This window comes from Microcella indica (genome assembly GCF_013414345.1).
Taxonomy (GTDB): domain Bacteria; phylum Actinomycetota; class Actinomycetes; order Actinomycetales; family Microbacteriaceae; genus Microcella; species Microcella indica.
The window spans coordinates 1,481,381-1,505,160 of record NZ_CP058670.1 but is presented as its reverse complement, the minus strand read 5'-3'; the positions used below and the strand labels follow the sequence as shown (position 1 = coordinate 1,505,160).

At 70.2% G+C, this 23,780-nt stretch carries 28 protein-coding genes; 19 read left to right on the top strand and 9 right to left on the bottom strand.

The features are described from left to right. Positions 1–20 precede the first annotated feature (20 nt). Positions 21–878 carry an NADH:ubiquinone oxidoreductase subunit 4 (chain M) gene (locus HUJ41_RS07320; protein ID WP_179872005.1) on the top strand — a complete coding sequence of 286 codons (858 nt, stop codon included), beginning with the start codon at positions 21–23 and terminating at the stop codon, positions 876–878. A 14-nt stretch (positions 879–892) separates the two neighbouring features. Here HUJ41_RS07320 and msrB read toward each other — a convergent pair whose 3' ends face one another. Then, complete coding sequence (gene msrB / locus HUJ41_RS07315) at positions 893–1,336, bottom strand: peptide-methionine (R)-S-oxide reductase MsrB (protein WP_179872004.1); 444 nt, start codon at positions 1,334–1,336, stop codon at positions 893–895. 146 nt (positions 1,337–1,482) lie between these two features. Here msrB and HUJ41_RS07310 point away from each other — a divergent pair, with 146 nt between their 5' ends. Together HUJ41_RS07310 and HUJ41_RS07305 are read left to right on the top strand one after the other, a co-directional pair. Next, positions 1,483–2,277, top strand: coding sequence for a transglutaminase-like domain-containing protein (locus HUJ41_RS07310; protein ID WP_179872003.1), 795 nt, complete (start codon positions 1,483–1,485; stop codon positions 2,275–2,277). 30 nt (positions 2,278–2,307) lie between these two features. Beyond that, positions 2,308–2,685 (top strand): HNH endonuclease, encoded by a 378-nt coding sequence (locus HUJ41_RS07305; RefSeq protein WP_246299187.1) that lies wholly within the window; start codon positions 2,308–2,310, stop codon positions 2,683–2,685. On the opposite strand, the gene HUJ41_RS07300 is transcribed toward HUJ41_RS07305, so the two are convergent. Next, complete coding sequence (locus HUJ41_RS07300) at positions 2,665–3,366, bottom strand: NAD(P)H-hydrate epimerase (protein ID WP_179872002.1); 702 nt, start codon at positions 3,364–3,366, stop codon at positions 2,665–2,667. The genes HUJ41_RS07305 and HUJ41_RS07300 overlap by 21 nt on opposite strands. 90 nt (positions 3,367–3,456) lie before the next feature. Here HUJ41_RS07300 and HUJ41_RS07295 point away from each other — a divergent pair, with 90 nt between their 5' ends. From HUJ41_RS07295 to HUJ41_RS07265, 7 genes are all read left to right on the top strand, one after another. After that, positions 3,457–3,807 (top strand): hypothetical protein, encoded by a 351-nt coding sequence (locus HUJ41_RS07295; RefSeq protein ID WP_152583569.1) that lies wholly within the window; start codon positions 3,457–3,459, stop codon positions 3,805–3,807. Between the two features lie 42 nt (positions 3,808–3,849). Then, positions 3,850–4,497, top strand: a complete 648-nt coding sequence (locus HUJ41_RS07290) for a hypothetical protein (protein ID WP_179872001.1) — start codon at positions 3,850–3,852, stop codon at positions 4,495–4,497. Positions 4,498–4,553: 56 nt separating this feature from the next. Beyond that, complete coding sequence (locus HUJ41_RS07285; RefSeq protein ID WP_179872000.1) at positions 4,554–4,898, top strand: ArsR/SmtB family transcription factor; 345 nt, start codon at positions 4,554–4,556, stop codon at positions 4,896–4,898. 3 nt (positions 4,899–4,901) lie between these two features. Continuing rightward, on the top strand, positions 4,902–5,399 hold the full coding sequence (locus tag HUJ41_RS07280) for an SRPBCC family protein (protein WP_179871999.1): 498 nt from the start codon (positions 4,902–4,904) through the stop codon (positions 5,397–5,399). Beyond that, positions 5,396–5,887: an SRPBCC family protein gene (locus HUJ41_RS07275; protein ID WP_179871998.1), complete on the top strand. Its 492-nt coding sequence runs from the start codon at positions 5,396–5,398 to the stop codon at positions 5,885–5,887. The genes HUJ41_RS07280 and HUJ41_RS07275 overlap by 4 nt, the downstream gene beginning before the upstream one ends. Positions 5,888–6,250: 363 nt before the next feature. Beyond that, positions 6,251–7,681: a hemolysin family protein gene (locus tag HUJ41_RS07270; RefSeq protein WP_179871997.1), complete on the top strand. Its 1,431-nt coding sequence runs from the start codon at positions 6,251–6,253 to the stop codon at positions 7,679–7,681. Continuing rightward, positions 7,678–8,682, top strand: a complete 1,005-nt coding sequence (locus tag HUJ41_RS07265; protein ID WP_179871996.1) for a hemolysin family protein — start codon at positions 7,678–7,680, stop codon at positions 8,680–8,682. Before HUJ41_RS07270 ends, HUJ41_RS07265 begins: the two co-directional genes overlap by 4 nt. A gap of 15 nt (positions 8,683–8,697) precedes the next feature. Here the strand turns inward: HUJ41_RS07265 and HUJ41_RS07260 are convergent, their stop codons facing one another. Next, the gene (locus tag HUJ41_RS07260; RefSeq protein ID WP_179871995.1) at positions 8,698–8,967 is read right to left on the bottom strand and encodes a DUF7218 family protein; all 270 of its coding nucleotides are present in this window, start codon (positions 8,965–8,967) and stop codon (positions 8,698–8,700) included. Between the two features lie 85 nt (positions 8,968–9,052). Here HUJ41_RS07260 and HUJ41_RS07255 point away from each other — a divergent pair, with 85 nt between their 5' ends. Further along, positions 9,053–9,631, top strand: a complete 579-nt coding sequence (locus HUJ41_RS07255; protein ID WP_179871994.1) for an HhH-GPD-type base excision DNA repair protein — start codon at positions 9,053–9,055, stop codon at positions 9,629–9,631. Here the strand turns inward: HUJ41_RS07255 and HUJ41_RS07250 are convergent. The 4 genes from HUJ41_RS07250 to HUJ41_RS07235 all read right to left on the bottom strand — a co-directional run bounded on the left by HUJ41_RS07250 (position 9,621) and on the right by HUJ41_RS07235 (position 14,686). Further along, a complete protein-coding gene (locus HUJ41_RS07250; RefSeq protein WP_179871993.1) occupies positions 9,621–11,255 on the bottom strand; it encodes a hypothetical protein in 1,635 nt (544 codons plus the stop codon). The two genes, HUJ41_RS07255 and HUJ41_RS07250, sit on opposite strands and share 11 nt — an antisense overlap. A 154-nt stretch (positions 11,256–11,409) precedes the next feature. After that, entirely contained in the window at positions 11,410–12,315 is a 906-nt protein-coding gene (locus tag HUJ41_RS07245) for a glycine betaine ABC transporter substrate-binding protein (protein ID WP_179871992.1), read from the bottom strand. 113 nt (positions 12,316–12,428) lie between these two features. Continuing rightward, on the bottom strand, positions 12,429–13,394 hold the full coding sequence (locus tag HUJ41_RS07240) for an ABC transporter permease (RefSeq protein WP_179871991.1): 966 nt from the start codon (positions 13,392–13,394) through the stop codon (positions 12,429–12,431). After that, positions 13,391–14,686 (bottom strand): quaternary amine ABC transporter ATP-binding protein, encoded by a 1,296-nt coding sequence (locus tag HUJ41_RS07235; RefSeq protein WP_224744405.1) that lies wholly within the window; start codon positions 14,684–14,686, stop codon positions 13,391–13,393. The genes HUJ41_RS07240 and HUJ41_RS07235 overlap by 4 nt, the downstream gene beginning before the upstream one ends. Positions 14,687–15,238: 552 nt before the next feature. Here HUJ41_RS07235 and HUJ41_RS07230 point away from each other — a divergent pair. Next, entirely contained in the window at positions 15,239–15,937 is a 699-nt protein-coding gene (locus HUJ41_RS07230; RefSeq protein ID WP_246299186.1) for a CPBP family intramembrane glutamic endopeptidase, read from the top strand. A 10-nt stretch (positions 15,938–15,947) separates the two neighbouring features. After that, entirely contained in the window at positions 15,948–17,384 is a 1,437-nt protein-coding gene (argG, locus tag HUJ41_RS07225; protein WP_179871989.1) for an argininosuccinate synthase, read from the top strand. Between the two features lie 60 nt (positions 17,385–17,444). Here the strand turns inward: argG and HUJ41_RS07220 are convergent, their stop codons facing one another. After that, on the bottom strand, positions 17,445–17,690 hold the full coding sequence (locus HUJ41_RS07220) for a hypothetical protein (RefSeq protein ID WP_179871988.1): 246 nt from the start codon (positions 17,688–17,690) through the stop codon (positions 17,445–17,447). Positions 17,691–17,958: 268 nt separating this feature from the next. Here HUJ41_RS07220 and HUJ41_RS07215 point away from each other — a divergent pair, with 268 nt between their 5' ends. Genes HUJ41_RS07215 through HUJ41_RS07205 form a run of 3 tightly spaced genes read left to right on the top strand, consistent with a single transcriptional unit; the run spans position 17,959 to position 19,231 of the window. Continuing rightward, entirely contained in the window at positions 17,959–18,282 is a 324-nt protein-coding gene (locus HUJ41_RS07215) for a hypothetical protein (protein ID WP_179871987.1), read from the top strand. After that, positions 18,282–18,797, top strand: a complete 516-nt coding sequence (locus HUJ41_RS07210) for a CinA family protein (RefSeq protein WP_179871986.1) — start codon at positions 18,282–18,284, stop codon at positions 18,795–18,797. Before HUJ41_RS07215 ends, HUJ41_RS07210 begins: the two co-directional genes overlap by 1 nt. A gap of 29 nt (positions 18,798–18,826) precedes the next feature. Beyond that, entirely contained in the window at positions 18,827–19,231 is a 405-nt protein-coding gene (locus tag HUJ41_RS07205; protein WP_179871985.1) for a GAF domain-containing protein, read from the top strand. 3 nt (positions 19,232–19,234) lie between these two features. Here HUJ41_RS07205 and HUJ41_RS07200 read toward each other — a convergent pair whose 3' ends face one another. Continuing rightward, positions 19,235–20,980 carry a DEAD/DEAH box helicase gene (locus tag HUJ41_RS07200; protein ID WP_179871984.1) on the bottom strand — a complete coding sequence of 582 codons (1,746 nt, stop codon included), beginning with the start codon at positions 20,978–20,980 and terminating at the stop codon, positions 19,235–19,237. Between the two features lie 77 nt (positions 20,981–21,057). On the opposite strand from HUJ41_RS07200, the gene HUJ41_RS07195 reads away from it, so the two are divergent. The 3 genes from HUJ41_RS07195 to rlmN all read left to right on the top strand — a co-directional run bounded on the left by HUJ41_RS07195 (position 21,058) and on the right by rlmN (position 23,765). Then, on the top strand, positions 21,058–21,699 hold the full coding sequence (locus tag HUJ41_RS07195) for a SatD family protein (protein ID WP_179871983.1): 642 nt from the start codon (positions 21,058–21,060) through the stop codon (positions 21,697–21,699). Beyond that, complete coding sequence (locus tag HUJ41_RS07190) at positions 21,696–22,475, top strand: hypothetical protein (RefSeq protein ID WP_246299185.1); 780 nt, start codon at positions 21,696–21,698, stop codon at positions 22,473–22,475. The genes HUJ41_RS07195 and HUJ41_RS07190 overlap by 4 nt, the downstream gene beginning before the upstream one ends. Before the next feature lie 66 nt (positions 22,476–22,541). After that, a complete protein-coding gene (gene rlmN / locus HUJ41_RS07185; protein WP_179871982.1) occupies positions 22,542–23,765 on the top strand; it encodes a dual-specificity RNA methyltransferase RlmN in 1,224 nt (407 codons plus the stop codon). Positions 23,766–23,780 lie beyond the last annotated feature (15 nt).

Sequence of the window (23,780 nt, the reverse complement as noted above, 5' to 3'; positions counted from 1 at the left end):
CGGCCGCTAGTCTCACCAGCATGAGCCGCATCGTCGCCCCTCTTCTCGCCGGGCTCGTCAGCCTCGCCGTCGTCATCGGGGTCGGGGTCGGGGTCGCGATCCCCGCGGCGGAACGCGCGGTCGTCGCCGCGCTCGAGTGGGCGCTCGACGAGCCCGCGCAGCACGCCGACACCTCCGGCATTCCGACCGAGCCGGATGAGGACTTCGGCGAGGTGCAGGTCTACGACGTCCTCGCCGACGCCAGCCTCGAACCAGCGGCGAGCGGTACGGCCGCCGAGGTGTGGCAGCTGTTCGTGCGCATGGTCGGCGCCGACGCGGCAGGCGAGTCGATCATCCAGTACCGCGCCGGTGACGCTCCCGACAGCGACACTCTCGCCTACGTCTACCAGGACGCCGACCCGCAGTACTGGACCCTCGCCGTCAACCTCGCCGTCGCCGACGACCCGCAGCTTCTCGTCGCGACGCTCATCCACGAGTACGCACACGTGCTCAGCTTCGACGATGGCGAGTTCGTCACCGACGCGGCGTGTCCGACGCTCGCCCTCGTCGAAGGATGCGCGGCCGACGACAGCTACCTCTGGACGTTCTACGACACCTTCTGGGCGGGATACCCCGACGCGGTCGACGTCGAGAACCTCGACCCCGACCTCGCGTGGCAGTTCTACGAGACCTACGAGGAAGACTTCGTGAGCGACTACGCGGCGACGAACCTGGGGGAGGATCTCGCCGAGTCGTTCATGACGTACGTCATCGAGGACTCCGCCGACGGGCCGACGGTCGCGGCGCAGAAGCTGCGCTTCTTCGACCGGTATCCCGAGCTCGAGGCACTGCGCGAGCACATCCGCACCGAGCTCGCGGTCGAACTCGGTCTGTGCTGAACCCGTTCCGCTCCCTACGCGAAGAGCTGCCGGTACTCGCCGTAGCCTTCGGCCTCGAGCTCGTCGACAGGGATGAAGCGCAGCGCGGCGGAGTTCATGCAGTAGCGCAGGCCGCCAGCGTCGCGCGGTCCGTCGTCGAAGACGTGCCCGAGGTGGCTGTCGGCACCGCTCGAGCGCACCTCGGTGCGCGTCATCCACAGCGTGCGGTCGCTGCGCGTCGTGATGGCACCGGGCTCGATCGGCTTCGTGAAGCTGGGCCATCCGGTGCCGCTGTCGAACTTGTCGAGCGAGGTGAACAGCGGCTGGCCCGAGACGATGTCGACGTAGAGGCCCGGCTGCTTGTTGTCGTGGTACTCGTTGCGGAACGCCGGCTCGGTGCCATCCTTCTGCGTGACCTTGTACTGGATCGGCGTGAGACGGCTGAGGGCGTCGGCGGTGGCGCGGTACTCCTGCGACATGGGGTCCTCCTGAGGATGCTCGTGCCGCGGGCCGCGGCGCTACTCGAGTCAACCGCGCCGGGCTTTGCGTGGTTCCCGCTCCGGCGAAACTCTCAGACTGCGCGTTCCCTCCGAGCCAATGGAGGCAGCCCTGACATGATCGCCGGATGCGTCGACACTCCACCGCCGAGATGGCCCTCACCGCGAGCGGCCCCGCGCGCCTCGTGCTCTCGATCGCCGCGCAGGCGCCCACCGCGATGCTCGACGAGCACCTCGAGGTGACGCAGGAGGGGCGCCCGCTCGAGGTGACCGAGATCGTGGACCCGCACGGTACGCGCCTGCACCTGCTCGACGTGAGCGAGGGGGAAGTGCGGGTGACCTACCGCGCGGCCGTCGACGGTCGGGCCGACCCGCTCGCCGTGACGCCCCTCGACGAAGTCGTGTACCTGCGGCCCAGCCGCTACTGCGAGTCCGACTCGCTCGCCCCGACCGCGATTCGCGAGTTCTACGGCCTCAGCCGCACCGACCTGCTGTTCGGCGTCAGCTCATGGGTGGGGGAGCGGCTGCAATACGTGCCCGGGTCGAGCCTGCCCACCGACGGGGCCGTGCAGACCCTGCTCGCCGGTGAGGGCGTGTGCCGCGACTACGCCCACCTCGTCGTCGCCCTGCTGCGCGCGCTCAACGTGCCCGCGCGGCTCGTCTCCGTCTACGCTCCCGGGCTCTCGCCCATGGACTTCCACGCCGTCGCCGAAGCCGCCATCGACGGCCGCTGGTGCGTCGTCGATGCGACGACCCTCGCGCCGCGGTCGTCGCTCGTGCGCATCGCGACCGGGCGGGACGCCTCCGACACTGCATTCCTCAGCATCCACGGTGCGGCCACGACGCTCGACGACCTCACCGTCACCGCCGTCGTCGACGAGCTGCCCAGCGACGACGTGACCGAACTCGTGTCGCTCGGGTAGATCGAGCCGGGTGCTTCGTACCCTGGCGGTGTGCCGCACCCGAACTCACGCCAGGCGAAGGCTGCGCGACGCCGCAAGCGCCGCATGGCCGCGGTCGAGCACGACCTCAGCCCCGCGCAGTGGGCGAGCCTGCGCGAGCTGTGGGGCGGCTGCGCCTACTGCGGGGCGACCGACCGGCCGCTGCAGCGCGACTGCGTGCAGCCCATTGCGCGCGGCGGCCGCTACACGCTCGACAACATCGTGCCCGCGTGCGGCCCGTGCAATGCGAGCAAGAGCAACGATGAGGCCACGAGCTGGATGCGGCGCAAGAAGCTCGACGAGCGCGCCTTCCTCACCCGGCTCGTGCAGGTGCGTGCCGCGCTGCTCGAGAGCGACCCGGCAGCGCCGTCACGCGCGGTCGAGCCCTAGCTCGACCAGTCGCACCTCCCCCGCGTAGCGCGCGGCAGGCTCGCGCAGCAGCCCCGCCTTGACCGCGCCGAACGTGACCGTCACATCGGCGGGCAGCACTGTCGGGTCGGGCACCGAGCCGTCGTCCGAGTGCACGCCGCTTGGCAGGTCGACAGCGACGATCGCCGGGCGGTCGGCAGGAGCATCCTCATCGGGGCCGTCCAGACCGAGAAGCTCGCGGATGCGCGCGACGGCGGTGCGCGCCGTGCCGCGCAGGGCGGGCGAGCTGCCGCCGATGCCGATGATGCCGTCGAGGATGACGGCGCTGCTGGTGACGGCGTCGTCGAAGCCGCCCCCGATCTCGACCCACTGTGCACCGGCGGCGAGGGCGGCGTCGGCGGCCTCCTCGTGCACGCCGCTGCCCGTCGCGCGCACGCGAACGCGAGCTCCCTGCTGGGCGAGCTCCGCGGCGGCGAAGAGCGCGTCGCCGCCGTTGTCACCGGAACCGGCCAGAACGAGGATGCCCGGCGCCTCCTCGACGGGCGCACCACGGTCGCGCAGCACGTCGCGCACGACCTCCGCGAGGGCCGCGGCCGCCCGCAGCATGAGGGGTTCGCCGGCCGTCAGCAGGCGAGCCTCGGCCTCCCGCACCTGCTCTGCCGTCCAGCCGGTGAGGTGCTCGGGGAAGGGCTGCGCGCGCATGACGCCGAGGCTACCGGCGTGCGGGCTCACTCGCTTCGAAGTGGCTGATGCTCCCTTGACCCGGGTGCGGGGCAGGGCAAGAGTGGGGGCATGACTCCGACACCTGCGAACCCGCCCACGACCGTCGACCACCTCGCCGACAGCGTCTCCAAGCTCGGAATCGGCACCGCCTACGGCGAGCCGATCGACATCGGCGGCACGAAGGTGACGCCGGTCGCGCTCACCTGGTTCGGCTTCGGAGCGGGCTCCGAGAACGACGAGGGCGAGTCGTCCGCCGGAGGCGGCGGCGGTGGGGCGAGCATCCCGATTGGCGTGTACCAGCCGGGGCCCGACGGGCCGGCCTTCAAGCCGAACCTCATCGCGCTGCTCGCCGTGTCGATTCCCGTGCTCTGGGTCGGAGGGCGAGCGTTCACGAGCATCATCAAGGCGCTCAAGAAGTAGCCTCGCGCAGGGGCCTGCCGCGATCAGTACGCTGGAGCGATCATGAGCGATCGTCTGAACACTGATGCCCTTGACACCCAACGCGCCTGGACGGTGGGCGGGTCGCTCGTCCTGCTCGTCGTCGTGCTCGACGCGGGGGCGGGCGGATTCCTGCCGGATGGCGGCCTCGTGCGCGCCCTCCTGCTGGCGGCGGCCCTCGTGGTCTTCGCGGTGGGCGTGAGAGGCTCCGGCAGCGTCACGGCTCTCCGCCCCACCGGCACGATCGCGCTCTGCGCGCTCGCCACGACGCTCGTCGTCAGCTGGGTCGTGAACGCGACCCTCCTGCCCATGGGCGGGCGGCTCGATGCCGTCGTGGTCGTCGGTCAGGTCATCCTGGTTCTGCAGTTCGCGCTCGCGCTCATCGCCGTCGAGCGCATCGGCCGTCTCGCGGTCGTGCCTCGGCCCTGGAACTGGGCGCCCGCGATCGCCTTCGGCGTCATCGCCCTGCTCTTCGCGGCCACCGCGATCGCCTCCGTCATGTCGCGCCAGATGCTCGAAGTCTTCGGGTACGTCGCCGTCACGGTGAACGGCATCGCGTCAGTCGCCGCGCTCGTGGTGCTCGGCGTGCTCGCGATCGTGCTGGGTGACCGCGCAGGGCGCTCGTCGTCCCCGGAGGCGCCAACCCCCGAGGTCGACGTCGAGAGGGACTGACCCCACTCATCACCGGGTATTGCGCGCGTGAGCGCTCAGCGCTAACGTACAACCACATGGTTACACGAACGCACGAGCTCAGCGACGCGGACGTCGATGCGATCTTCCACGCCCTCGCCGACCGCACTCGCCGCGACATCGTCGCGCGAGTGATCGAGCGCGAGCAGTCGGTGAGTGCCCTCGCCGAGCGCTACGCGATGAGCTTCGCCGCCGTGCAGAAGCACGTGGCGGTGCTGCAGAAGGCCGCGCTCGTGCGCAAGGTGCGCGACGGTCGGCAGCAGATCGTGCACGCCGAGGTCGAACGACTGCGGCGTGCCCAGCAGCTGCTCGACCGGTACGAGCGGCTGTGGCGCCACCGGGTGGACCGCATGGCGAGCATCCTCGAAGAAGAAAGGCCCTGAATCATGACCATCGTGCGTACCGACAAGGACGCCTCTGCGCGCACCATGACGTTCGTCGCCGAGTTCGACGCGTCCGTCGACCGGCTGTGGCAGGTGTGGGCAGACCGGCAGAAGCTCGAGCGCTGGTGGGGACCGCCCGGGTACCCGGCGACGTTCAGCGAGTTCGAGTTCGCCCCCGGCGGTCGCGTGCTCTACCGCATGGTCGGCGATGACGACGGCGAGCGCCTCGACGGCCACCTCGTCTTCCACAGCATCGAGGAACCGCGCGAGATCGTCTACACCGACGTGTTCGTGCCGAGCGAGGGCGGGGAGCCCGAGCCGGACAACCGCACCGTCGTCACCTTCGAGGCGACCGAGCACGGCAGTCGCATGACTCTCGTGTGCACGTTCGACAGCGACGAAGCGTTCGAGGGGGCGCGCGAGTTCGGCGCCTACGAGGGCTTCATCGCCTGCATCTCCCAGATCGACGACCTGCTCCCACCCGCGAAAGGCATCTCATGACCGTCATCGACGTGCAGAAAGACACCACGGCGCTCACCCTCACGTTCGTCGCCGAGTTCGACGCCCCCGTCGACCGGGTGTGGCAGCTGTGGGCCGACCCGCGCAAGCTCGAGCGCTGGTGGGGTCCGCCCGAGTGGCCGGCGACGTTCACGAGGCACGAGTTGCAGGAGGGCGGCACCGTCGAGTACCACATGACCGGGCCGGACGGCACGAAGGCGGCCGGCTGGTGGACGGTGACGGCGGTGGATGCTCCGCGCACGCTCGCCTTCGACGACGGTTTCGCCGACGACGACGGGCGGCCGCACCCCGACATGCCCGTGACGCACGCGGTCGTGACGCTCGAGCCGGCGGGTGGGGGGCGCACGCGCCAGACCCTCGTCTCGACCTTCCCGAGCCTGGAGGCGCTCGAGGAGCTCGCCGCGATGGGCATGGAGGAGGGCATGCGTCAGGCGATGAGCCAGGCCGACGCGATCCTCGCCGAGGGCTGACCGCCGCGCGCCTCAGCCGCCGCCCCCGCCCGCGTCTCCACAATTCAGGAGCTCGCGCACGATGAGGCGCGCGACACGCCCGTCGGCGGGTTGTAGCGCCCCGTTAAGCGACTCCACTCCTGAATTGTGGAGATGCCCGGGGGTGGGCAGCGGCGGGCGCGGGGGAGTTCTCAGCAGGGCCACAGGCGACTCGGTAATCTGAGAGCACTGACTCACCGATGCCTGGAGGCACCGAACACCCGTGGATCGCACCGCGAAGACAACAGGGTCGTCGTCTGACGACCCGAGCCATAGTCGATCTGACCATCGTTCTCGTCACGCAGGCCTTTTCGACCTCGTGCGCATCTCCCTCGTGAGCCGATCGTGATCGAGGCCATCGTCTCGCTGCTCGTCGGCGTCGTCGTGATCATCGTGATCATCGCCGCGAACGGCTACTTCGTCGCGCAGGAGTTCGCCTACATGTCGGTCGACCGACTGCGCCTCGCGGCGCGCGCGGCCGACGGTGACAAGGCCGCTGAGCGCGCGCTCGCCGTCACGAAGCGCAACTCGTTCATGCTCTCGGGCGCCCAGCTCGGCATCACCATCACGGGCCTGCTCGTCGGATACGTCGCCGAGCCGCTCGTCGGCGAGTCCCTCGGGCACCTGCTGGGCGGCGTCGGCGTGCCGGCGGCCGTGAGCATCACCGTCGGCACGGTGCTCGCCCTCGTCGTCGCGACCGTCGTGCAGATGATCTTCGGCGAGCTCTTCCCCAAGAACCTCGCGATCGCGAACGCCGAGCCGCTCGCGCGCTGGCTCGCCCGCTCGACCACCATCTACCTCGCTGTGTTCGGCTGGCTCATCACCGTGTTCGACGCCTCGGCGAACCTGCTGCTCAAGGCACTGCGCATCGAGCCCGTGCACGACGTCGACTCGAGCGCGACCGCGGTCGACCTGGAGCGCATCATCGGCGACTCGCGCGACAGCGGCGACCTGCCCGAAGAGCTGTCGCTCATGCTCGATCGCATCCTCGACTTCCCGCAGCAGGACGTCGAGCACGCGATGATCCCGCGCTCGCAGGTCGACATCGCACGGCCCGGCACGACGCTCGCCGAGATTCGCGAGCTCATGGCGACGGCCCACACGCGCTACCCGGTGATCGGTGAAGACGAGCAGCCGCTCGGCGTGATCCACCTCATCGACGTGCTCGAGACGACCCTCGGGGGAGACACACCCGTCGCCGAGCTCATGCGCCCGACGATCGTGCTGCCCACCCTCATGCGGCTGCCCGACGCGCTCACCCAGCTCACGTCGACGCGCAACGAGCTGGCGTGCGTCATCGACGAGTACGGCGGCTTCGCGGGCGTCCTCACGCTCGAAGACCTCGCGGAGGAGGTCATCGGCGAGATCACCGACGAGCACGATCAGGATGTGAGCGAGCTCGTCGTGCCCGACGGCGACGACATCTGGCTCATGGACGGCGACGTGCACGTCGACGAGGTGGAGCGCGCCGTCGGCCATGATCTCCCGCGCGGCGACTACGAGACGATCGCCGGTCTGCTCATCGCCGCGCGAGGCGAGCTTCCCGCGGCAGGCGACACCGTGACGGTGGAGCTGCCTATCGACGGCGCCGATCTCGTGGAGGACCACCCGCCCACTCGCCATCTCGAGGTCGACGTGCTCGAGGTGGATCGCCACGTGCCGAGCGAGGTGCGCGTTCGCCTCATCGAGACGCCCGGCCGCTCCGACGACGCGGATGCTCCACCGACGCCCGACGACGCGGACGACCCGCGCGAGACCGAGGAGGCGGGCCGATGAACGGCTGGGTCGTCTTTGCCGCGACGGTCGCGCTCATCGCCCTGAGCGCGTTCTTCGTCGTCATCGAGTTCTCGCTGCTCGGCGCCCGCCGCCATCGTCTGGAGGAGCAGGCCACCACGAGCAGGTCGGCGCGAGCCGCCCTCAAGGGCGTCAACGAGCTCACGATGATGCTCGCGGTCGCGCAGCTCGGCATCACGGCGTGCACCTTCGCGCTCGGCGCGGTCACGAAACCGGCCGTCGACGCGTGGCTGGGCCCGCTGTTCACCTCGTGGGGACTCGTGGAATGGGCATCCGATGCGACTGCCTTCGCGCTCTCCCTGCTGCTCGTGACGTTCCTGCATCTCGTCGTCGGAGAGATGGCGCCGAAGTCGTGGGCGATCGCGCACCCAGAGGTGTCGGCGCGCATCATCGGCATTCCCTCGCGATTCTTCGTCAACGTCTTCCGGCCGCTGCTGCGCTGGGTCAATGCGATCGCCAACCGGCTGGTGGCCGCGACGGGCGTCGAACCTGTCGACCGCGCGGCCGTCGGCGGTCAGGATGCCGACACGATTCGCCAGCTCGTGGAGCACTCGGCGCAGGCGGGTGTGCTCGAGCCGGAGTTCCGCCGGCAGATCAGCGGCATCATCGACCTGCAGTCGCTCACGGTCGAGTCGCTCGTCTCGGCCGACAGCCCGCCTACGTCCGTGCCCGCCAGCGCGACCGTCGCCGACGTGCAGGAGGTCGCGATGGCCTCGGGCCACCTGCGCATCCTTCTGGATACGGAGAGCGGCGCACCGGATGTCGTGCACGTGCGCGACACGCTGCTCGCCGCGCCGCAGTCGCCGGCCGCCGCGACCGCGCGCCCGGCCTATGTGATCGCTGCGGGAACGCCAGTGTACGAGGTCATGTCGCGCATGCGCGAGGCGAGCGTGCAGCTCGCGGTCGTCATGGACGGCGAGAGGATGCTCGGGGTCGTGACTCTCGCGGACGTCCTGAGGCGCGTTCTGCCGCAGACGGTGTAGTCGCGCGTCCTGCGGCTAGTGCGAGCGCAGCAGCTCGATGAGCTCCTCCTTGCGCAGGTCGCTGTAGCCGCTGAGGTCGAGCTCCCGCGCGCGGTCTCGTAGCTCCTCCACCGTCCACTCCTCGTAGGGCGGCGCGTCGCCTCCGCGCGACCCGACAGTGCTCTCGCCGTCGCGCGCCGCAGCGTTGGAGATGCGAGCCGCCTTCTCCTTCGACGCGCCGTCATCGCGCAGCTTCTCGTACATCTCGGGGTTCTTCAGGCTCGGATTGTCGTTGTTCTCGGGCATGGTCGTCCCTCCTTCGGTCGGTCGGTCGGTCGCGTGCACCCTAGCGAGACTGCCGGGTCGTGCACTCAGGTGCGACCATGGAGGCATGACGAAGGAACTGCACATCACGGGTGATGCCGACGCCGACCGCCTGCTCTCGACCGAGCCGCTCGCCCTGCTCATCGGCATGCTCCTCGACCAGCAGGTCGCCATGGAGGTCGCGTTCGCGGGGCCGGCGAAGATTCGCGACCGGCTCGGGTCGTTCGATGCCCGCGCCATCGCCGCGCACGACCCCGAGAAGTTCGCCGCGCTGTGCGCGCAGTCGCCCGCTGTGCACCGCTTCCCCGGCTCGATGGCCGCGCGCATCCAGACCCTGTGCGCGCAGCTCGTGAGCGACTGGGAGGGTGACGCCGCGGCAGTGTGGACGCGGGGCGAGCCCGACGGCGCGGAGGTTCTGAGGCGGCTGAAGGCACTGCCCGGCTTCGGCGAGCAGAAGGCGCGCATCTTCCTCGCCCTCCTCGGCAAGCAGTACGGTGTGGACGCGCCCGGGTGGCGCGAGGCGGCCGGGGACTACGCGGTGGAAGGCTCACGCCGCTCGGTCGCCGACATCACGAGCCCCGAGACGCTCGCCGAGGTGCGGGAGTTCAAGCGCGCTGCCAAGGCGGCGAAGAAGGCTACGTCGTAGCGCTGCTACCTGCCCCGCGCGCGGAGACCGCCCACGCGATGACGGCGACGACGCAGTAGACGGCGTAGCCGATGCCCCACGCGAGGTAGTCCAGCTCGACCCACTGCCAAGAGTCCGGCAGGGGGATCAGCACGAAGAGGAAGGCGCCCACCGCGATCGCGTAGAGGCCGACCCACACGAGGCGGCTCCACTGCCACACGGCCCGGCCGAGGAGGCCACGCAGGGGCAGCAGAGCGATGGGCAGGGCCGAGAAGCCAGCGATGGTGATTGCCGCGAGGCATTCGAGTGCGAGGAGCTGCAGAAGGTCGGGGTTGTCGAAGACGGGTACGAGCAGACTGTAACCCGCCCATGCCGCAGCGCCGGTGACGACCATGAAACCCGCGAGCATCAGGGCCGAGCCGGCACGAGCGCGCTCGCTGATCGAGCCCGCGAACCCCACTCCCGCGACGAGACCAAAGACCACGCCGGGCTGGAAGCCGCTCACGATACTGAACGCGACAGCGGTGATGACGAACAGCAACGTGAGGGGCCGGAATTCGATGCGAGGTCGCCACTGGGGCCGGATCGAGCGCATGACGGCGGTGACGACCGCCCATCCGAGGGCGATGACGACGAGGAATCCGGCGTCGATGCCCGCTGCCGTGCGCCAGCCTGCCGCATCGAAAGCGAATTCGGGGTCGACGTAGGTCGAGGCGGTGGCGGCGACCAGCAACCCGGCGAGGGCGGCGGGCCAGCCGAGTACCGTGAGCGGCGGGCGCGCGGAGGGGTCAGCCGGCGCGAGCCCCCGCGCACGTCGCCGCTGCTCGGCGCGCTCCGTCACTCGCTCGCTCGTCGCGTCGAGCAGAACGGTGGGCAATGCGATGAGGATGCTCAAGACGATGGCGCCTGTGACGCTCCACAGTGCGGCAGAGGGGGTGCCGATACTGCGAAAGGGGCGCAGTGTGGAAAGGACGCCGGGGTCGTCCCAGTCCCGCGCCTCTGTTGCGACGGCCGGCTCGATGGTGGCCGTGGTCGGCATCGGGCTCGCGGTCTCGGTCGGCGTGAGGGTCGGTGTCGGCGTGGGTGTCGGGCACGTGCCGTCGCTGAGGCAGGAGGCCCCGGAGACGTAGGAGAGCGTGCCGCTCACCGTGGCGGCGGACGCGGTCGCGGTCGAGCCGTCCGGGCAGCTCGTCGAGACAGGTGCTGACTGCCTCGTGACGATGGCCACATCGGGTGTCGCGTCGACGGTCACGGCGCCGGCGCCGATGAAACGCAACTGGCAGATGTCTCCGTAGTAGGGGAGGTCGGCGCTGGCGCGACCCGCCGCGAAGGGCAGTGCCTGGTCGTTCGTCGGTGAAGCGACGAAGTCGCCCCCGGTGATGACGACGAGAGCGGTGCAGCTGGCGTCGTTGGCGCACTCGACCGTGAGCCGAGCGGTGACGTCGACGGTGAAACCGTCGGACGAGGAGAGTTGCATGCCGCCCTCGTACACGATGGTTCCCCCTGACTCTGCCGTCTCGGCAGATGCAGATGCAGATGCAGGTGCCGGGAGCAGGGAGAGAGCGATGCTCATGAGGAGTGCGGGTGCCGCCATGCACACCGCCACGACGAAGCGCCGACGACGGGGGAAACGGGGACCGGTCACGGGCTCCTCCTCGAGGCCAGCGCCGTCTCGGAGCAGCGACGCCACCGTCAACCGTAAAGCGAGCTCGTGTCACAGAGGTTTCGCGCGTGCAACGAGCACGAGACGGCGAACGCCGGCCGCCCGAAGGCGACCGGCGTTCGTGAGGAGGGACGACTTACTCGGTGAGCGAGTCGACGTACTCCTGGTTGTCGGCGATCCACTGGTCCACGAGGGGGCCGTAGTCGTCGGTGTCGTTGTCCACGAAGAGGAGGTTCTCCAGGTCGTAGAGCTGGTCGAGCGACATCTCGAAGTTGCCGAGCCAGTCGGCGACCTGCGGGAAGTCGCTGTCGAAGCCGGTGCGGCTGAAGATGTGCAGGCCCTCGGCCTCGCCCAGAGCACCCTCAGGGTCCTCGAGGTTCTTGATGGGGAACGCACCGTAGGCCCAGTGCGGCTCCCACAGCGTCACGACGACGTTCTCGCCGGCGCTCGTCGCAGCCTCGAGCTCGGTGAGCATCGCGGCGGTCGACGAGGTCGTGAACTCCATGCCGTCGAGGCCGTAGTTCGGGATGACGGCGTCTTCCATCGCGGCGGTGAGGCCGGCGCCGGGCTCGATGCCGACGATCTGGTTGCCGAAGGCGTCGGCGTTCGCGGCGAGCTCCTCGAGGGAGTCGATCGGGGCATCCTCGTTCACGGCCACCGTCAGTGCGGCTTCGGTGTTCCACGGGCCGAGGTCGATCATGTCGTCGCCGAACTCCTCGACGTACTCGGCGTGGGTGCCGGGCAGCCAGACGTCGGTCGTGAAGTCGTAGTCGCCGGTCGAGAGACCCGCGAAGAGCGGGGCGACGTCGGCGTACTCGAGGGTCACGTCGTAACCCTCGTCCTCGAGAATGGCCTTCCACAGCTCGGAGGTCGCGATGCCCTCGTCCCAGCCGTTGAAGACGGCGAGGGTGATCGAGCCCTGCGACTCGGGCGAACCCTCGTCGCCGTTGCTGCCGTTCTCACCGGTCTCGCCGGCGCAACCGGCGAGCACGAGAGCGGCGGCCGCCGAGGCGGCCAGGAGCGCGTTGCGGCGCTTCGTCATAGTGTCTCCTTTCGTGACCTACGGGGATCTCCCGCGGTCGTTCACGTGGTCGCCCCCGGGTCACCGAGGGCGGCACGCACGCTCGCGCTGGTGCGCGAACGCGGGTCTGGGGGTCAGTTGCCGCCGGGGGAGCGGCGAGGGCCGGCGGCCATGGCCACCGAGGCCTCGTCGTCTGACTCTGCGGGCGTCTCGTTGCGGGCACCCGTGCGCTGCCGAGCGGCGTTCGCGGCCCGGAGGCGCGCATACAGCCCTTGCTTGCGCCCGAAGGCGCCGGTGAGCCTGTCGAGCAGGATGGCGAGCACGACGACGGCAAGGCCCGCTTCGGCGCCGAGGGCCGTGTCGAGACGCCCGAGGCTCGCGACGATCTCGCCACCGAGTCCACCCGCGCCGACGAGGCCGGCGATGACGACCATCGACAGCGACAGCATGATGATCTGATTGACCCCGGCCATGATCGTCGGCAGTGCGAGCGGCAACTGGATCTGGCGCAGGATGCGACCGGGCGAGGAGCCGAACGCGCGCCCGGCCTCCACGACCTCCTTGTCGACGCCGCGAATACCGAGCTCGGTCAGTCGCACTCCGGGGGCGAGCGCGAAGATGATCGTCGCGACGATGCCGGGGGCGACGCCGACCCGGAAGAGCAGGAGCGCCGGGATCAGGTAGACGAAGGCGGGCATCGTCTGCAGGAAGTCCAGCACGGGGCGCATGATCGTCGAGAACGTCGTCGTGCGGGCCGCCGCGATGCCGAGCGGCACGCTGATCACCGTCGCGATGAAGGCCGCGACGAGGACGAGTGCGAGCGTATCCATCGCGTTGACCCACTGGTCGACCGACACGATGAAGAGCAGACCGAGCGTCGACCCGAGAGCGAAGAGCCAGCCGCGCGCGAAGAGCGCGACCACGGCGACGGCGATGATGATGACCCAGAACGGCGGTGTGACGAGCACCCAGCCGATGGCGTCGTACATGCCGAGGAAGATGCTGCGCAGGACGCCGAAGAATGCGGCGAAGTTGTCGACGACGAAGTCGACGCCGCCCTCGATCCAGTCACCGAAGGGAATGCGGAAGAGATCGGTCATGAGCGCACCTCCTTCGCGGTGGTCTGCCCATCGGACGAGTCCTGCAGCGCCTTGTCGACCATCGCGACGGGAAGCGGCGGCTCGAGCACCGCGATCTCCTCCGTAGGAGCCTGGGCGCCGCCCAGGGCGATGAGGAGCGTGATGCGCGGCACGACGCCGAGAAGGCGCCCCTTCTCATCCGTGACGGCGAGCGGCAGGGGCGACTCCACCGAGGGGACGACGAGCTCGAGGAGCGCCGTCGAGGCTTCCACGGCCGAGTAGTCGTCGCTCACGGCGCTCGCCAGATCGGTGGCCCCCGAGCGGACGAGCTGCAGGGCATCCCGATCGGAGATCACACCGAGGAGGCGGCGGTCGCGACCGACGACGAACGCGGCAGAGATCTGCTCGTCCCGCATGGTGCGCAGCGCCGCGCGCGGCCCGGCGCTCGCGAGCGCAACGCCCTTCGCGGGCTCCATGACGCTCGACGCGGTGAGCACGCGGGCTCGGTCGACATCCTGGACGAACTGCTCGACGTAGTCGTTGGCGGGGTCGGTGAGGATGTCCTCCGGCGTGCCGACCTGCACGATGCGGCCGTCCCGCATGACGGCGATGCGGTCGCCGAGGAACATCGCCTCGTTGAGGTCGTGCGTGATGAAGACGATGGTCTTGCCGAGCGTCTCCTGGAGCTCGAGCAGCTGCTCCTGCATCTCGCGGCGGATGAGCGGGTCGAGCGCGCTGAACGCCTCGTCCATGAGCAGCACGTCGGTGTCGGCGACGAGAGCGCGGGCGATGCCGACGCGCTGGCGCATGCCGCCGGAGAGCTCGTCGGGCATCGACTCGGCCCAGTCGCCGAGGCCGACGAGCTCGATCGTCTTGCGTGCAGCCTCGAGGCGCGAGGCGCGCGAGTCGCCGCGGATCTCGAGCGGGTATGCGACGTTCTCGAGCACGGTGCGGTGGGGCAGCAGGGCGAAGTGCTGGAAGACCATCGAGACGCGCTTCTGACGCAGGGTGCGCAGGCGGCGCGCGGGGATGCCCGTCAGGGGCTCCCCGCCGATCTCCACGGTGCCCGCAGTCGGGGTGAGCAGCCCGTTGAGCATGCGGATGAGAGTCGACTTGCCCGAGCCGGAAAGGCCCATGACGACGAAGATCTCGCCGCGCGTGACCTCGAAGCCGGCGTCGATGACGGCGGCGGTGGTCTCGGAGTCGAGGTCGGCGCTCGCGCCGCCGTCACGCAGGTGTCGGAGTGCTTCGGTGCTGCGGCGCCCGAAGATCTTGTACAGACCCTCGGCCTTCAATGCGATCTCGTCAGTCACGGTCTCCTGTGCCTCGCCGCGATGCGGGTGAGGTCTTGGATCAGTGGTCCGAGCGCCGAGAGGCACAGAGCGACACAGGGTGCACGCGCCGTGCAGGAAAGCCATCGGTGGCTTCCGCTCTCGAGCGCCTGACGTGCGGCATCGATCTCGGTGCCGCGCGCGGACGTGGGGGCGGATGATCCCGAACCGGCCGTGTCGGACGCGACACCGGGGGACAGCGGGCGACGATAACAGGGTGCGCGTGCCGCGTGCCAACCGGCCTCCCGGGCCTCGAGATGCACCAGATCAGCACCAACGTGCGGATCGAGCGGCCGTTCGAGCCTCCGCGGACCGGCGCTCTCGTTATCCAATCGTGATTCTTCAGCGCGTTCGAGCCCGCCATCTCCGTCTCGCGGCGGATGCGACGAGCGCGCGGTCTTCGGCATGCTCGTCACCATGCGTTCCGTAGCCGTGTTCCTCGCTCTCGCCTTCGGGCTCAGCTGGCTCGTCGCCCTCCCGCTGTGACTCGGCGACGGCCTCACGAGCCCGTTCTTCGGTCTCATCGCGCTCCTGATGATGGCGACGCCCGCTGTCGCCGCGCTCGTGGTGGTGTTCTTCGTCGAGAAGCCCGCTCGGCGAGCCCACGCCCTCGGCCTGTGGCCGCTCGGGCGCCCCGGCCGGTTCCTCGGCTATCTCGCGCTCGCGATCGTCGTGCCGGTCGCGCTCATCCTGGCGGCGCTGCCGATCGGCGCGCTTCTGGGCCTGTATCCGGCCGATTTCGTGGGCTTCAGCGGCTTCCAGGCGGTCACGGATGCCCAGCTCGAGGCCGCCGGAGCACCCGCGCTGCCCTTCCCGATCGGCGTGCTGCCGGCGATCCTGCTCTCCGGCGTCATCTGGGGCCTGTGGCACGCGCCCCTCGTGCTTCTGGGCTACAACTACCCGCTCGCGCCGGGGTGGCTCGGAGTCGTGATGATGTGCGGCATGTGCATCCTGATCGGAGCAGTATTCAGCTGGCTGCGTCTGCGCTCGGGAAGCGTGTGGGCGCCCGCACTCGCGCACGGCGCGTTCAACGCCGCGGCCGGCTTCTCGATCGTGTTCGTCGCTGCTGGCGAGGTGCTCGACACGACCCAGGCGACCGTGCTGGGTTGGAGCGGGTGGATCGTGCCGCTCGTGCTCGTCGTCGTGCTGGCGCTCACCGGCCAGTTCGCGCCGCGCGAGGTGGCCCCGGCTCAGGAGTCGGAGGAGGAGCAGAGCGCTTCCGACCGCCGTTAGGGTGGAGGGCGTGTCTAAAGTTCTGACTTCCCTGCCCGTCGGCGAGCGCGTCGGCATCGCCTTCTCCGGAGGGCTCGATACCTCCGTCGCCGTCGCCTGGATGCGCGACAAGGGCGCAGTGCCCTGCACCTACACGGGCGACCTGGGGCAGTACGACGAGGACGACATCGAGTCGGTGCCGGGCCGCGCGACCGAGTACGGCGCCGAGATCAGCCGTCTCGTGGACTGCAAGGAGGCGCTCGTCGAGGAGGGCTTCGTCGCCATGGCCTGCGGCGCCTTCCACATCCGCTCCGGAGGCCGCGCCTACTTCAACACGACGCCGCTCGGCCGTGCCGTGACCGGCACGATGCTCGTGCAGGCCATGAAGGAGGACGGCGTCGACATCTGGGGCGACGGCAGCACCTACAAGGGCAACGACATCGAGCGCTTCTACCGCTACGGCCTGCTCGCCAACCCGCGCCTGCGCATCTACAAGCCCTGGCTCGACGCCGAGTTCGTCACCGAGCTGGGCGGTCGCACCGAGATGAGCGAGTGGCTCGTCGCGCACGGCTTGCCGTACCGCGATTCCGCCGAGAAGGCGTACTCGACCGACGCCAACATCTGGGGCGCCACGCACGAGGCGAAGACCCTCGAGCACTTGAACGTCTCGCTCGAGACGGTCGAGCCGATCATGGGCGTGAAGTTCTGGGATGACTCCGTCGAGATCCCCACGGAGGACGTCACGATCGAGTTCGCCGAGGGCCGCCCGGTCGCCATCAACGGCGTCGAGTACGGCGACCCCGTGCACCTCGTGATGGAGGCCAACACGATCGGTGGCCGGCACGGTCTGGGCATGAGCGACCACATCGAGAACCGCATCATCGAGGCGAAGAGCCGCGGCATCTACGAGGCGCCCGCGATGGCGCTGCTGCACCTCGCCTACGAGCGGCTGCTCAACGCGATCCACAACGAGGACACGATCGCGAACTACCACGCCGAGGGTCACCGTCTGGGCCGCCTCATGTACGAGGGCCGCTGGCTCGACCCGCAGTCCCTCATGCTGCGCGAGTCCATCCAGAAGTGGGTCGGCTCGGCTGTCACGGGCACGGTCACGGTGCGCCTGCGTCGCGGTGAGGACTACACGATCCTCGACACCGACGGCCCCGCTCTCTCCTACGCCGGCGAGAAGCTCTCGATGGAGCGCGTCGGCGACGCGGCCTTCGGCCCGACCGATCGCATCGGCCAGCTCACGATGCGCAACCTCGACATCGCCGACTCGCGCGCCCGTCTCGAGCAGTATGCCGCTCAGCGCATGATCGGTGGCGCGACGGCCAAGCTCGTCGGCCGCATCACGGCCGGACACGCCGACGAGGTCTTCGACCCCGCTGATCCGGATGCCCGCGACGCGTTGAGCGAGGCTTTCGACGCCGCCGGCGAGGGTGCGGCGTTCGACACCGGCACCGACTGAGGCGAGGGCAGAAGTGGCGGCCGCGCCGTGAGCCCCCTCGTGACGCGGCCGCCGGATGCGTCAGCTGCTCAGTCTCTCTTCGAACGAGGCCTGGGCCTCGCTGATGGTCTCGAACGACCCCAGTTCGGCTCCGCGGCAACTGACGAGTCGATAGCGCTGACCGTTGTCGCGCTCGATGATGGCGGATGGCACGTCGCCGCAGTACCCGATGAGAACGAGTGCCGGCGAGTGCGGCACGACCTTCCACTGGACGAGCGGCGTGCGCGCGGTCGTCGTCGACTCGCGCCTGTCGGTGATGATCGTCATGGTTTCCCCCTGCGTCAGCGCGACACCCACCTGCCGCGCGGTTGGAACGGTGTGCCCACACTGTAGTACCCCCCGAACGGGGGTAGAAGGGACTTGACGCCGCGTGTGCGAACAGAGTACGGCGCATCCGCCTCGCGGGGCGGCCTCGAGTGCTCAGCTTTCACTCAGGCGCGGTGTCGCCTGCACGCCGGAGAGGCTAGCCTCGAGCGCACATCATCGGGTCGCGGCCGCGAGCCGAGCAGAGCGACGCGCAGTGGGGAGGCGAGCCATGGCGACGAACCGGTTCGACGGGACGCGCATGCGCCACCAGCCTGCGCTCACCTCGTCGCAGGGGACGACCTGGCTCGTGATCGCCACGATCACGGCCGTGCTGCTGACGGTCATGTTCCTGCTGCTTGCCAGCACGGGCGGATGGGCTCTGCCCGCTGTGGGCATGATCGCGACCGCGACCCTGCTTCTCGCGATGCTCGCCACGCGGATGGTGGTGTCGCGACGGAGGGTGCGCCTGCTGACGCTCGCGGGCCTGTACGCCACGATGCTCACCATCGCTCTCGGAGTGACGATCAGCATCGTCGTCGTCGGGTCGGGGTGATGCGCTCCGAGCTGGGCGCAGATACGCGCGGTGTCGATGACATCGCCTCGGAGATCGCCGACCGCGTTCTCGCTCTTGGCGTGCGCGTCTGCACGGCTGAGTCGCTCACGACGGGGCGCATCGCGGCCGCGCTCGGCAAGGCGCGGGAGGCATCGATGTGGTTCGCGGGAGGTGTCGTCGCCTACACGGACGAGGCGAAGTTCTCCGCATTGGGGGTGCCTCGAGGGCCTGTCGTGAGCGAGCACTGCGCCGAGCAGATGGCGCGCGGCGCAGCGGAGCTGCTGCGGGCCGAGGTGGCGGTCGCGGTGACGGGTGCGGCCGGGCCCGAGGGTGCTGAGGGTCACCCTGCGGGAACGGTCATGCTCGCCGTTGTCGGTCCGGATGGCGCCGAGGTGTGCACCGTGCAGTTCTCCGGCGAGCCGGCGGACGTGGTCGAGCAGACCATCCGTGTCGCGCTCGTGAGCGTGCTGGCGTGCCTGGAGAGGCTGGCCGCGCGGACCGGTGCGGCGCGGTGACGCTCGCGTCTCCCGTGTTCCGGGCGCCGATGCGATCGCGCGATACGACGGTCGTCGACGACGGTGCCGCGGTCGAGCGCGCCCTGCGTCTCGGCGTCGTCGGCCTGGGCGCGCGCCCGGCCGATGAGCGCCTCGCGCGGCGGTTGCAGCGCTTCGTCGAGGCGCCCGATGGCGCGGTCGTCGTGACCCGGGATGCTCGGGGCCGGGTGCACTGCGGACGCCTCAGCGGCGAGTACCGACGTGACGACACCGCCGAAGCGCGTGACGTGGATCTCGTGCATGTGCGCCCCTGCACGTGGGCCGCTGATCCGCTCGACGATGCGGAGATTCCTCCGGCCGTGCGCCAGACCTTCGCGCGAGGCGGCAAGAACTGGCAGCGCGTGCACGACCGCGACGCTGAGACGCTGCTGGCCGCATGGTGGGCGTCGCGCTGATCGTCAGTCGGTGCGCGCGGGGCGCTTGGTGCGCGGCTTGCGGGGCCCGCGGTCGGGCTTGAGCTCGATGAGGCGCCCGCTGATGCGCGTCGCCTCGAGCTTCTTAAGCGTCGCGGGCGGCATCGACGCCGGCAGCTCGACGACCGAGAAGTCGAGCTTGATGTCGATCGCGCCGAAGTCCTCGCGGCTGAGGCCGCCCTCGTTGGCGAGCGCTCCGACGATCTGGCGGGGCTCGACCCGGTGACGTCGGCCGACCTCGATGCGGTAGGGGGCGAGCGCGGGGCCGGTGCCGCGGCGCGGCGGTCGCTCGCCGCGCTCGGCTCGATCCGTGCGGGTGGCGCCCCGGGCATCCCGATCGTCTCGCTCCATGCGGGGCGGGCGCATGTCGTCCTCGGTGAGCAGCAGGGATGCGCCGCCCTGCGCGACGACAGCGAGCGCCGCGGCGACGTCGGCCTCCGGCACGTCGTGGTGCTCGACGTAGTGGCCGATGATGTCGCGGAAGGTGCTCATGAGCCCCTCGTTCGTGAGCGCCTCACTGATGGCCTCGTCGAAGCGCGCGAGTCGCGTGGCGTTGACGTCGTCGACGGTCGGCAGCTGCATCTGCGTGAGCGGCTGGCGCGTCGCGCGCTCGATCGCGTCGAGCAGGCGGCGCTCGCGCGGCGTGACGAAGCTGATCGCGGCGCCGCTGCGGCCCGCGCGGCCCGTGCGGCCGATGCGGTGCACGTACGACTCGGTGTCGGTGGGAATGTCGAAGTTGACGACGTGGCTGATGCGCTCGACGTCGAGGCCGCGCGCGGCGACGTCGGTGGCGACGAGGATGTCGAGGGTGCCCGACTTGAGCTGCTCGACCGTGCGCTCTCGCTGCACCTGCTGCACGTCGCCGTTGATGGCCTGGGCCGAGTAGCCGCGAGCGCGCAGCTTCTCGGCGAGCGTCTCGGTCTCGTTCTTGGTGCGGACGAAGATGATCATGCCCTCGAAGTTCTCGACCTCGAGGATGCGCGTGAGGGCGTCGACCTTCTGCTGGTACGAGACCACGAGGTAGCGCTGGCTCGTGTTGGCCGAGGTCGTCGTCTTCGTCTTGACGGTGATCTCTTGCGGGTTGGTCAGGTGCTGCTGCGAGATGCGGCGGATCGCGGCGGGCATCGTCGCCGAGAACAGGGCGACCTGCTTGTCGTCTGGTGTGTCGGCGAGGATCGTCTCGACGTCTTCGGCGAAGCCCATCTTGAGCATCTCGTCGGCCTCGTCGAGCACGAGGTACTTGAGGGCCGTGAGGTCGAGGGTGCCCTTGTCGAGGTGGTCCATGATGCGGCCGGGCGTGCCGACGACGATGTGCACGCCGCGGCGCAGGGCGGAGAGCTGCACGCCGTACCCCTGCCCGCCGTAGACGGGCAGCACGTGCACGCCGGGCAGGTGGGCTGCGTACTTCTCGAAGGCCTCGCACACCTGCAGGGCGAGCTCGCGCGTGGGGGCGAGCACGAGGGCCTGCGGGGTCTTCTGAGCGAGGTCGAGTCGCGAGAGGATCGGCAGGGCGAAGGCGGCGGTCTTGCCGGTTCCGGTCTGGGCGAGGCCGACGACGTCGCGACCGGCGAGCAGCGGCGGAATGGTCGCCGCCTGAATGGCACTGGGATGCTCGTACCCCACGTCGCGCAGCGCGGCGAGCACGGCGTCGCTGAGCCCGAGCTCGGTGAAGGGGACGGTCGTCGGGGCGGAATCGGCCTCGGTCGTGGCGGAGTTCTCGTGAGGCGTCATACCCCTAACGGTACGCCGTGCCCGCGCCTGCGCGGAACTGCTTATATTCGTGCCAATATCACTGCTAGACTTATGACATGGCCGAGACTCGCGTGGCGTTGCTCGTCGACATCGTCGACTCGCGCGCGCTCGCGGACCGCGCGCTCGCGCAGTCCGCCATCCTCGACGCCTTTCAGGCCGCTGCCCGTGACATTCCCGTCGCGGTGCCGCTGTGGGCCACGGTCGGCGACGAGTTCCAGGCCGTCTTCGCGGCGGCGGCCGACGCCGCGCGCGCGACCGCGCTCGTGCGGCTCGCGCTACCGCCCGAGGTCGACTGCCGCTTCGGCCTGGGGGAGGGCGACATGCGCGAGGTCGGCGAGGGGGATCGCGGGCCCATCTACGACGGCTCGGCCTGGTGGCGCGCACGGGAGGCCCTCGAGAAGGTGGAGCGCGACCAGGAGCGCGCGGCACCGTATGCCCGCAGCTGGCTCGTCGGCGACCCGGCCGACGCGGCGCGGGTCAACGCGCTCAACGCGCATCTGCTGCTGCGGGACCACCTCATCGACACGATGTCTTCCCGCGCGCGGCGCCTGGCCGCAGGCACCTTGAGCGGCGCGACGCAGAGCGAGCTCGCCGCGGCCGAGCGCATCAGCCAATCGGCCGTCTCACAGAACCTCCGGCGCTCGGGCGCAGCCGCGCTCGTCGCTGCCGATCGCGCCCTCGCGGAGGTCCTCTCGTGATCGCCGCGTTGCTGCTCCTCGGTGTCGGGCTCGGCGATATCGCGCGCCGACGCGTACCGGGCAGCGCGCACCCCGTGGTCGGTGCGCTCGTCGCTGTCGCCCTCATCGTCGCTCCCGGGCTCGCGCTCGGTCTGCCGGTCGCCCTCGTCGTTACCGCCGCGATCGTCGCGATCGTCTGGATGCTCGCCCTCCGCATCGACGACGACGCTCGTGCCCCGTGGTGGCCGGTCGCGGTGTTGCTCGCCGCCGTCGCCCTCGGAGCGTGGGCCGGCCCGTGGCCGAGCCTGCCGAACGGGCCGCTCGACGGCTGGGCGGCCTTCGACCTGGACTCCGCCGTCGCGTTCGTCGTCCTTGCGGTCGGCGTCTCGCTCGTGACGACGGCGAACCTCGTGACGCGCGCCATCCTCGCCGCCGCGCGGGGCGGGAGCGTGAGCGCGCCCGCGGCGGCCTCCGGCTGGCGGCTGCGCCTCGGCAGCCGCACGATCGGCAGCATCGAGCCTCGCGCCGCGGCACCCGACGAGTCGGCGCCGAGCCCGCTGCTCGGCGGCCGCATCATCGGCCCGCTCGAGCGGCTGCTCATCGTCTTCCTCGCCCTCGCGGGCGCCCCGACCCTCATCGCCGCCTTGCTCGCAGCCAAGGGCATCGTGCGGTTCCCCGAGATCTCAGCCGACCGCGGCACGGGGTCGAAGGCGGAGGAGTTCCTCATCGGCAGTCTCACGAGCTGGGGGCTCGCGGGGCTCGGGTTCCTGCTCATCGTCGCCGCGCAGAACGCCTGATAACCCACCTCTCATCAGTTCTGGGCTTATGCATGTCATGCAGTCTCAGCCCCGTACCCTGAAGGCATGGCTTCTGCACGCGGTATCGGCAACAACGGCGCAGCGGTCGAGCGACCGCAGATTCGCCCGAAGGCGGAGGGCTGGCAGCAGAAGCTCGGCCCCGACGGCCGCCCGGCCCTGCAGTTCGCGGAGCCGAAGCGCGGCAAGCCGCCCGTGCACCTCGCCGACCTGAGCGTCGCCGAGCGCGAGAAAGCCGTCGTCGACCTCGGTCTGCCGAAATTCCGCGCGAAGCAGCTGTCGACCCACTACTTCACGCACCACACGTCCGACCCCGCGCAGATGACCGATCTGCCGGCCGCAGGCCGTGAGGAGCTCGTGGCGGGCATCCTGCCCCCGCTGCTCACGGAGGTGCGCCGCCTGCGCACCGACAACGGCGACACCATCAAGTTCTTGTGGAAGTTGCACGACGGCGCTCTCGTCGAGAGCGTGCTCATGCGCTACCCGGGCCGCATCACGCTGTGCGTGTCGAGCCAGGCCGGCTGCGGCATGAACTGCCCGTTCTGCGCGACCGGCCAGGCGGGGCTCACGCGCAACATGTCGGCGGCCGAGATCGTCGACCAGGTGGTGCGCGCCAACGCGGCGATCGCGGCGGGGGAGCTCGGCGGCAAGAAGCGCGGCGAGACGACTCCCGAGCGCGTGAGCAACATCGTGTTCATGGGCATGGGCGAGCCGCTCGCCAACTACAACCGCCTCATGAGCGCGGTGCGCACGATGGTGGCGCCGCAGCCGACGGGGCTCGGGATGTCCGCGCGCAACGTGACGATCAGCACCGTCGGTCTCGTGCCGGCGATTCGCAAGCTTGCCGACGAGAACCTGCCCGTGACGTTCGCCCTGTCTCTGCACGCGCCCGACGATGCGCTGCGCGACGAGCTGATCCCCGTCAACTCGCGCTGGAAGGTCGACGAGGCGCTCGACGCGGCGCGCGAGTACTTCGAGAAGACCGGTCGGCGGGTGTCGATCGAGTACGCGCTCATCAAAGACATGAACGACCACGCCTGGCGCGCCGACCTGCTCGCCGAGAAGCTCAACGAGCGTGGGCGCGGCTGGGTGCACGTCAACCCGATCCCGCTCAACCCGACGCCCGGCTCCATCTGGACGAGCTCGGAGCCCGCCGTCATGCGCGAGTTCGTGCGCCGCATCGACGACGCCGGCATCCCCACGACCCTGCGCGACACGCGCGGCAAGGAGATCGACGGGGCCTGCGGGCAGCTCGCCGCGACCGACGCCTGAACTGTTCACCCGCGG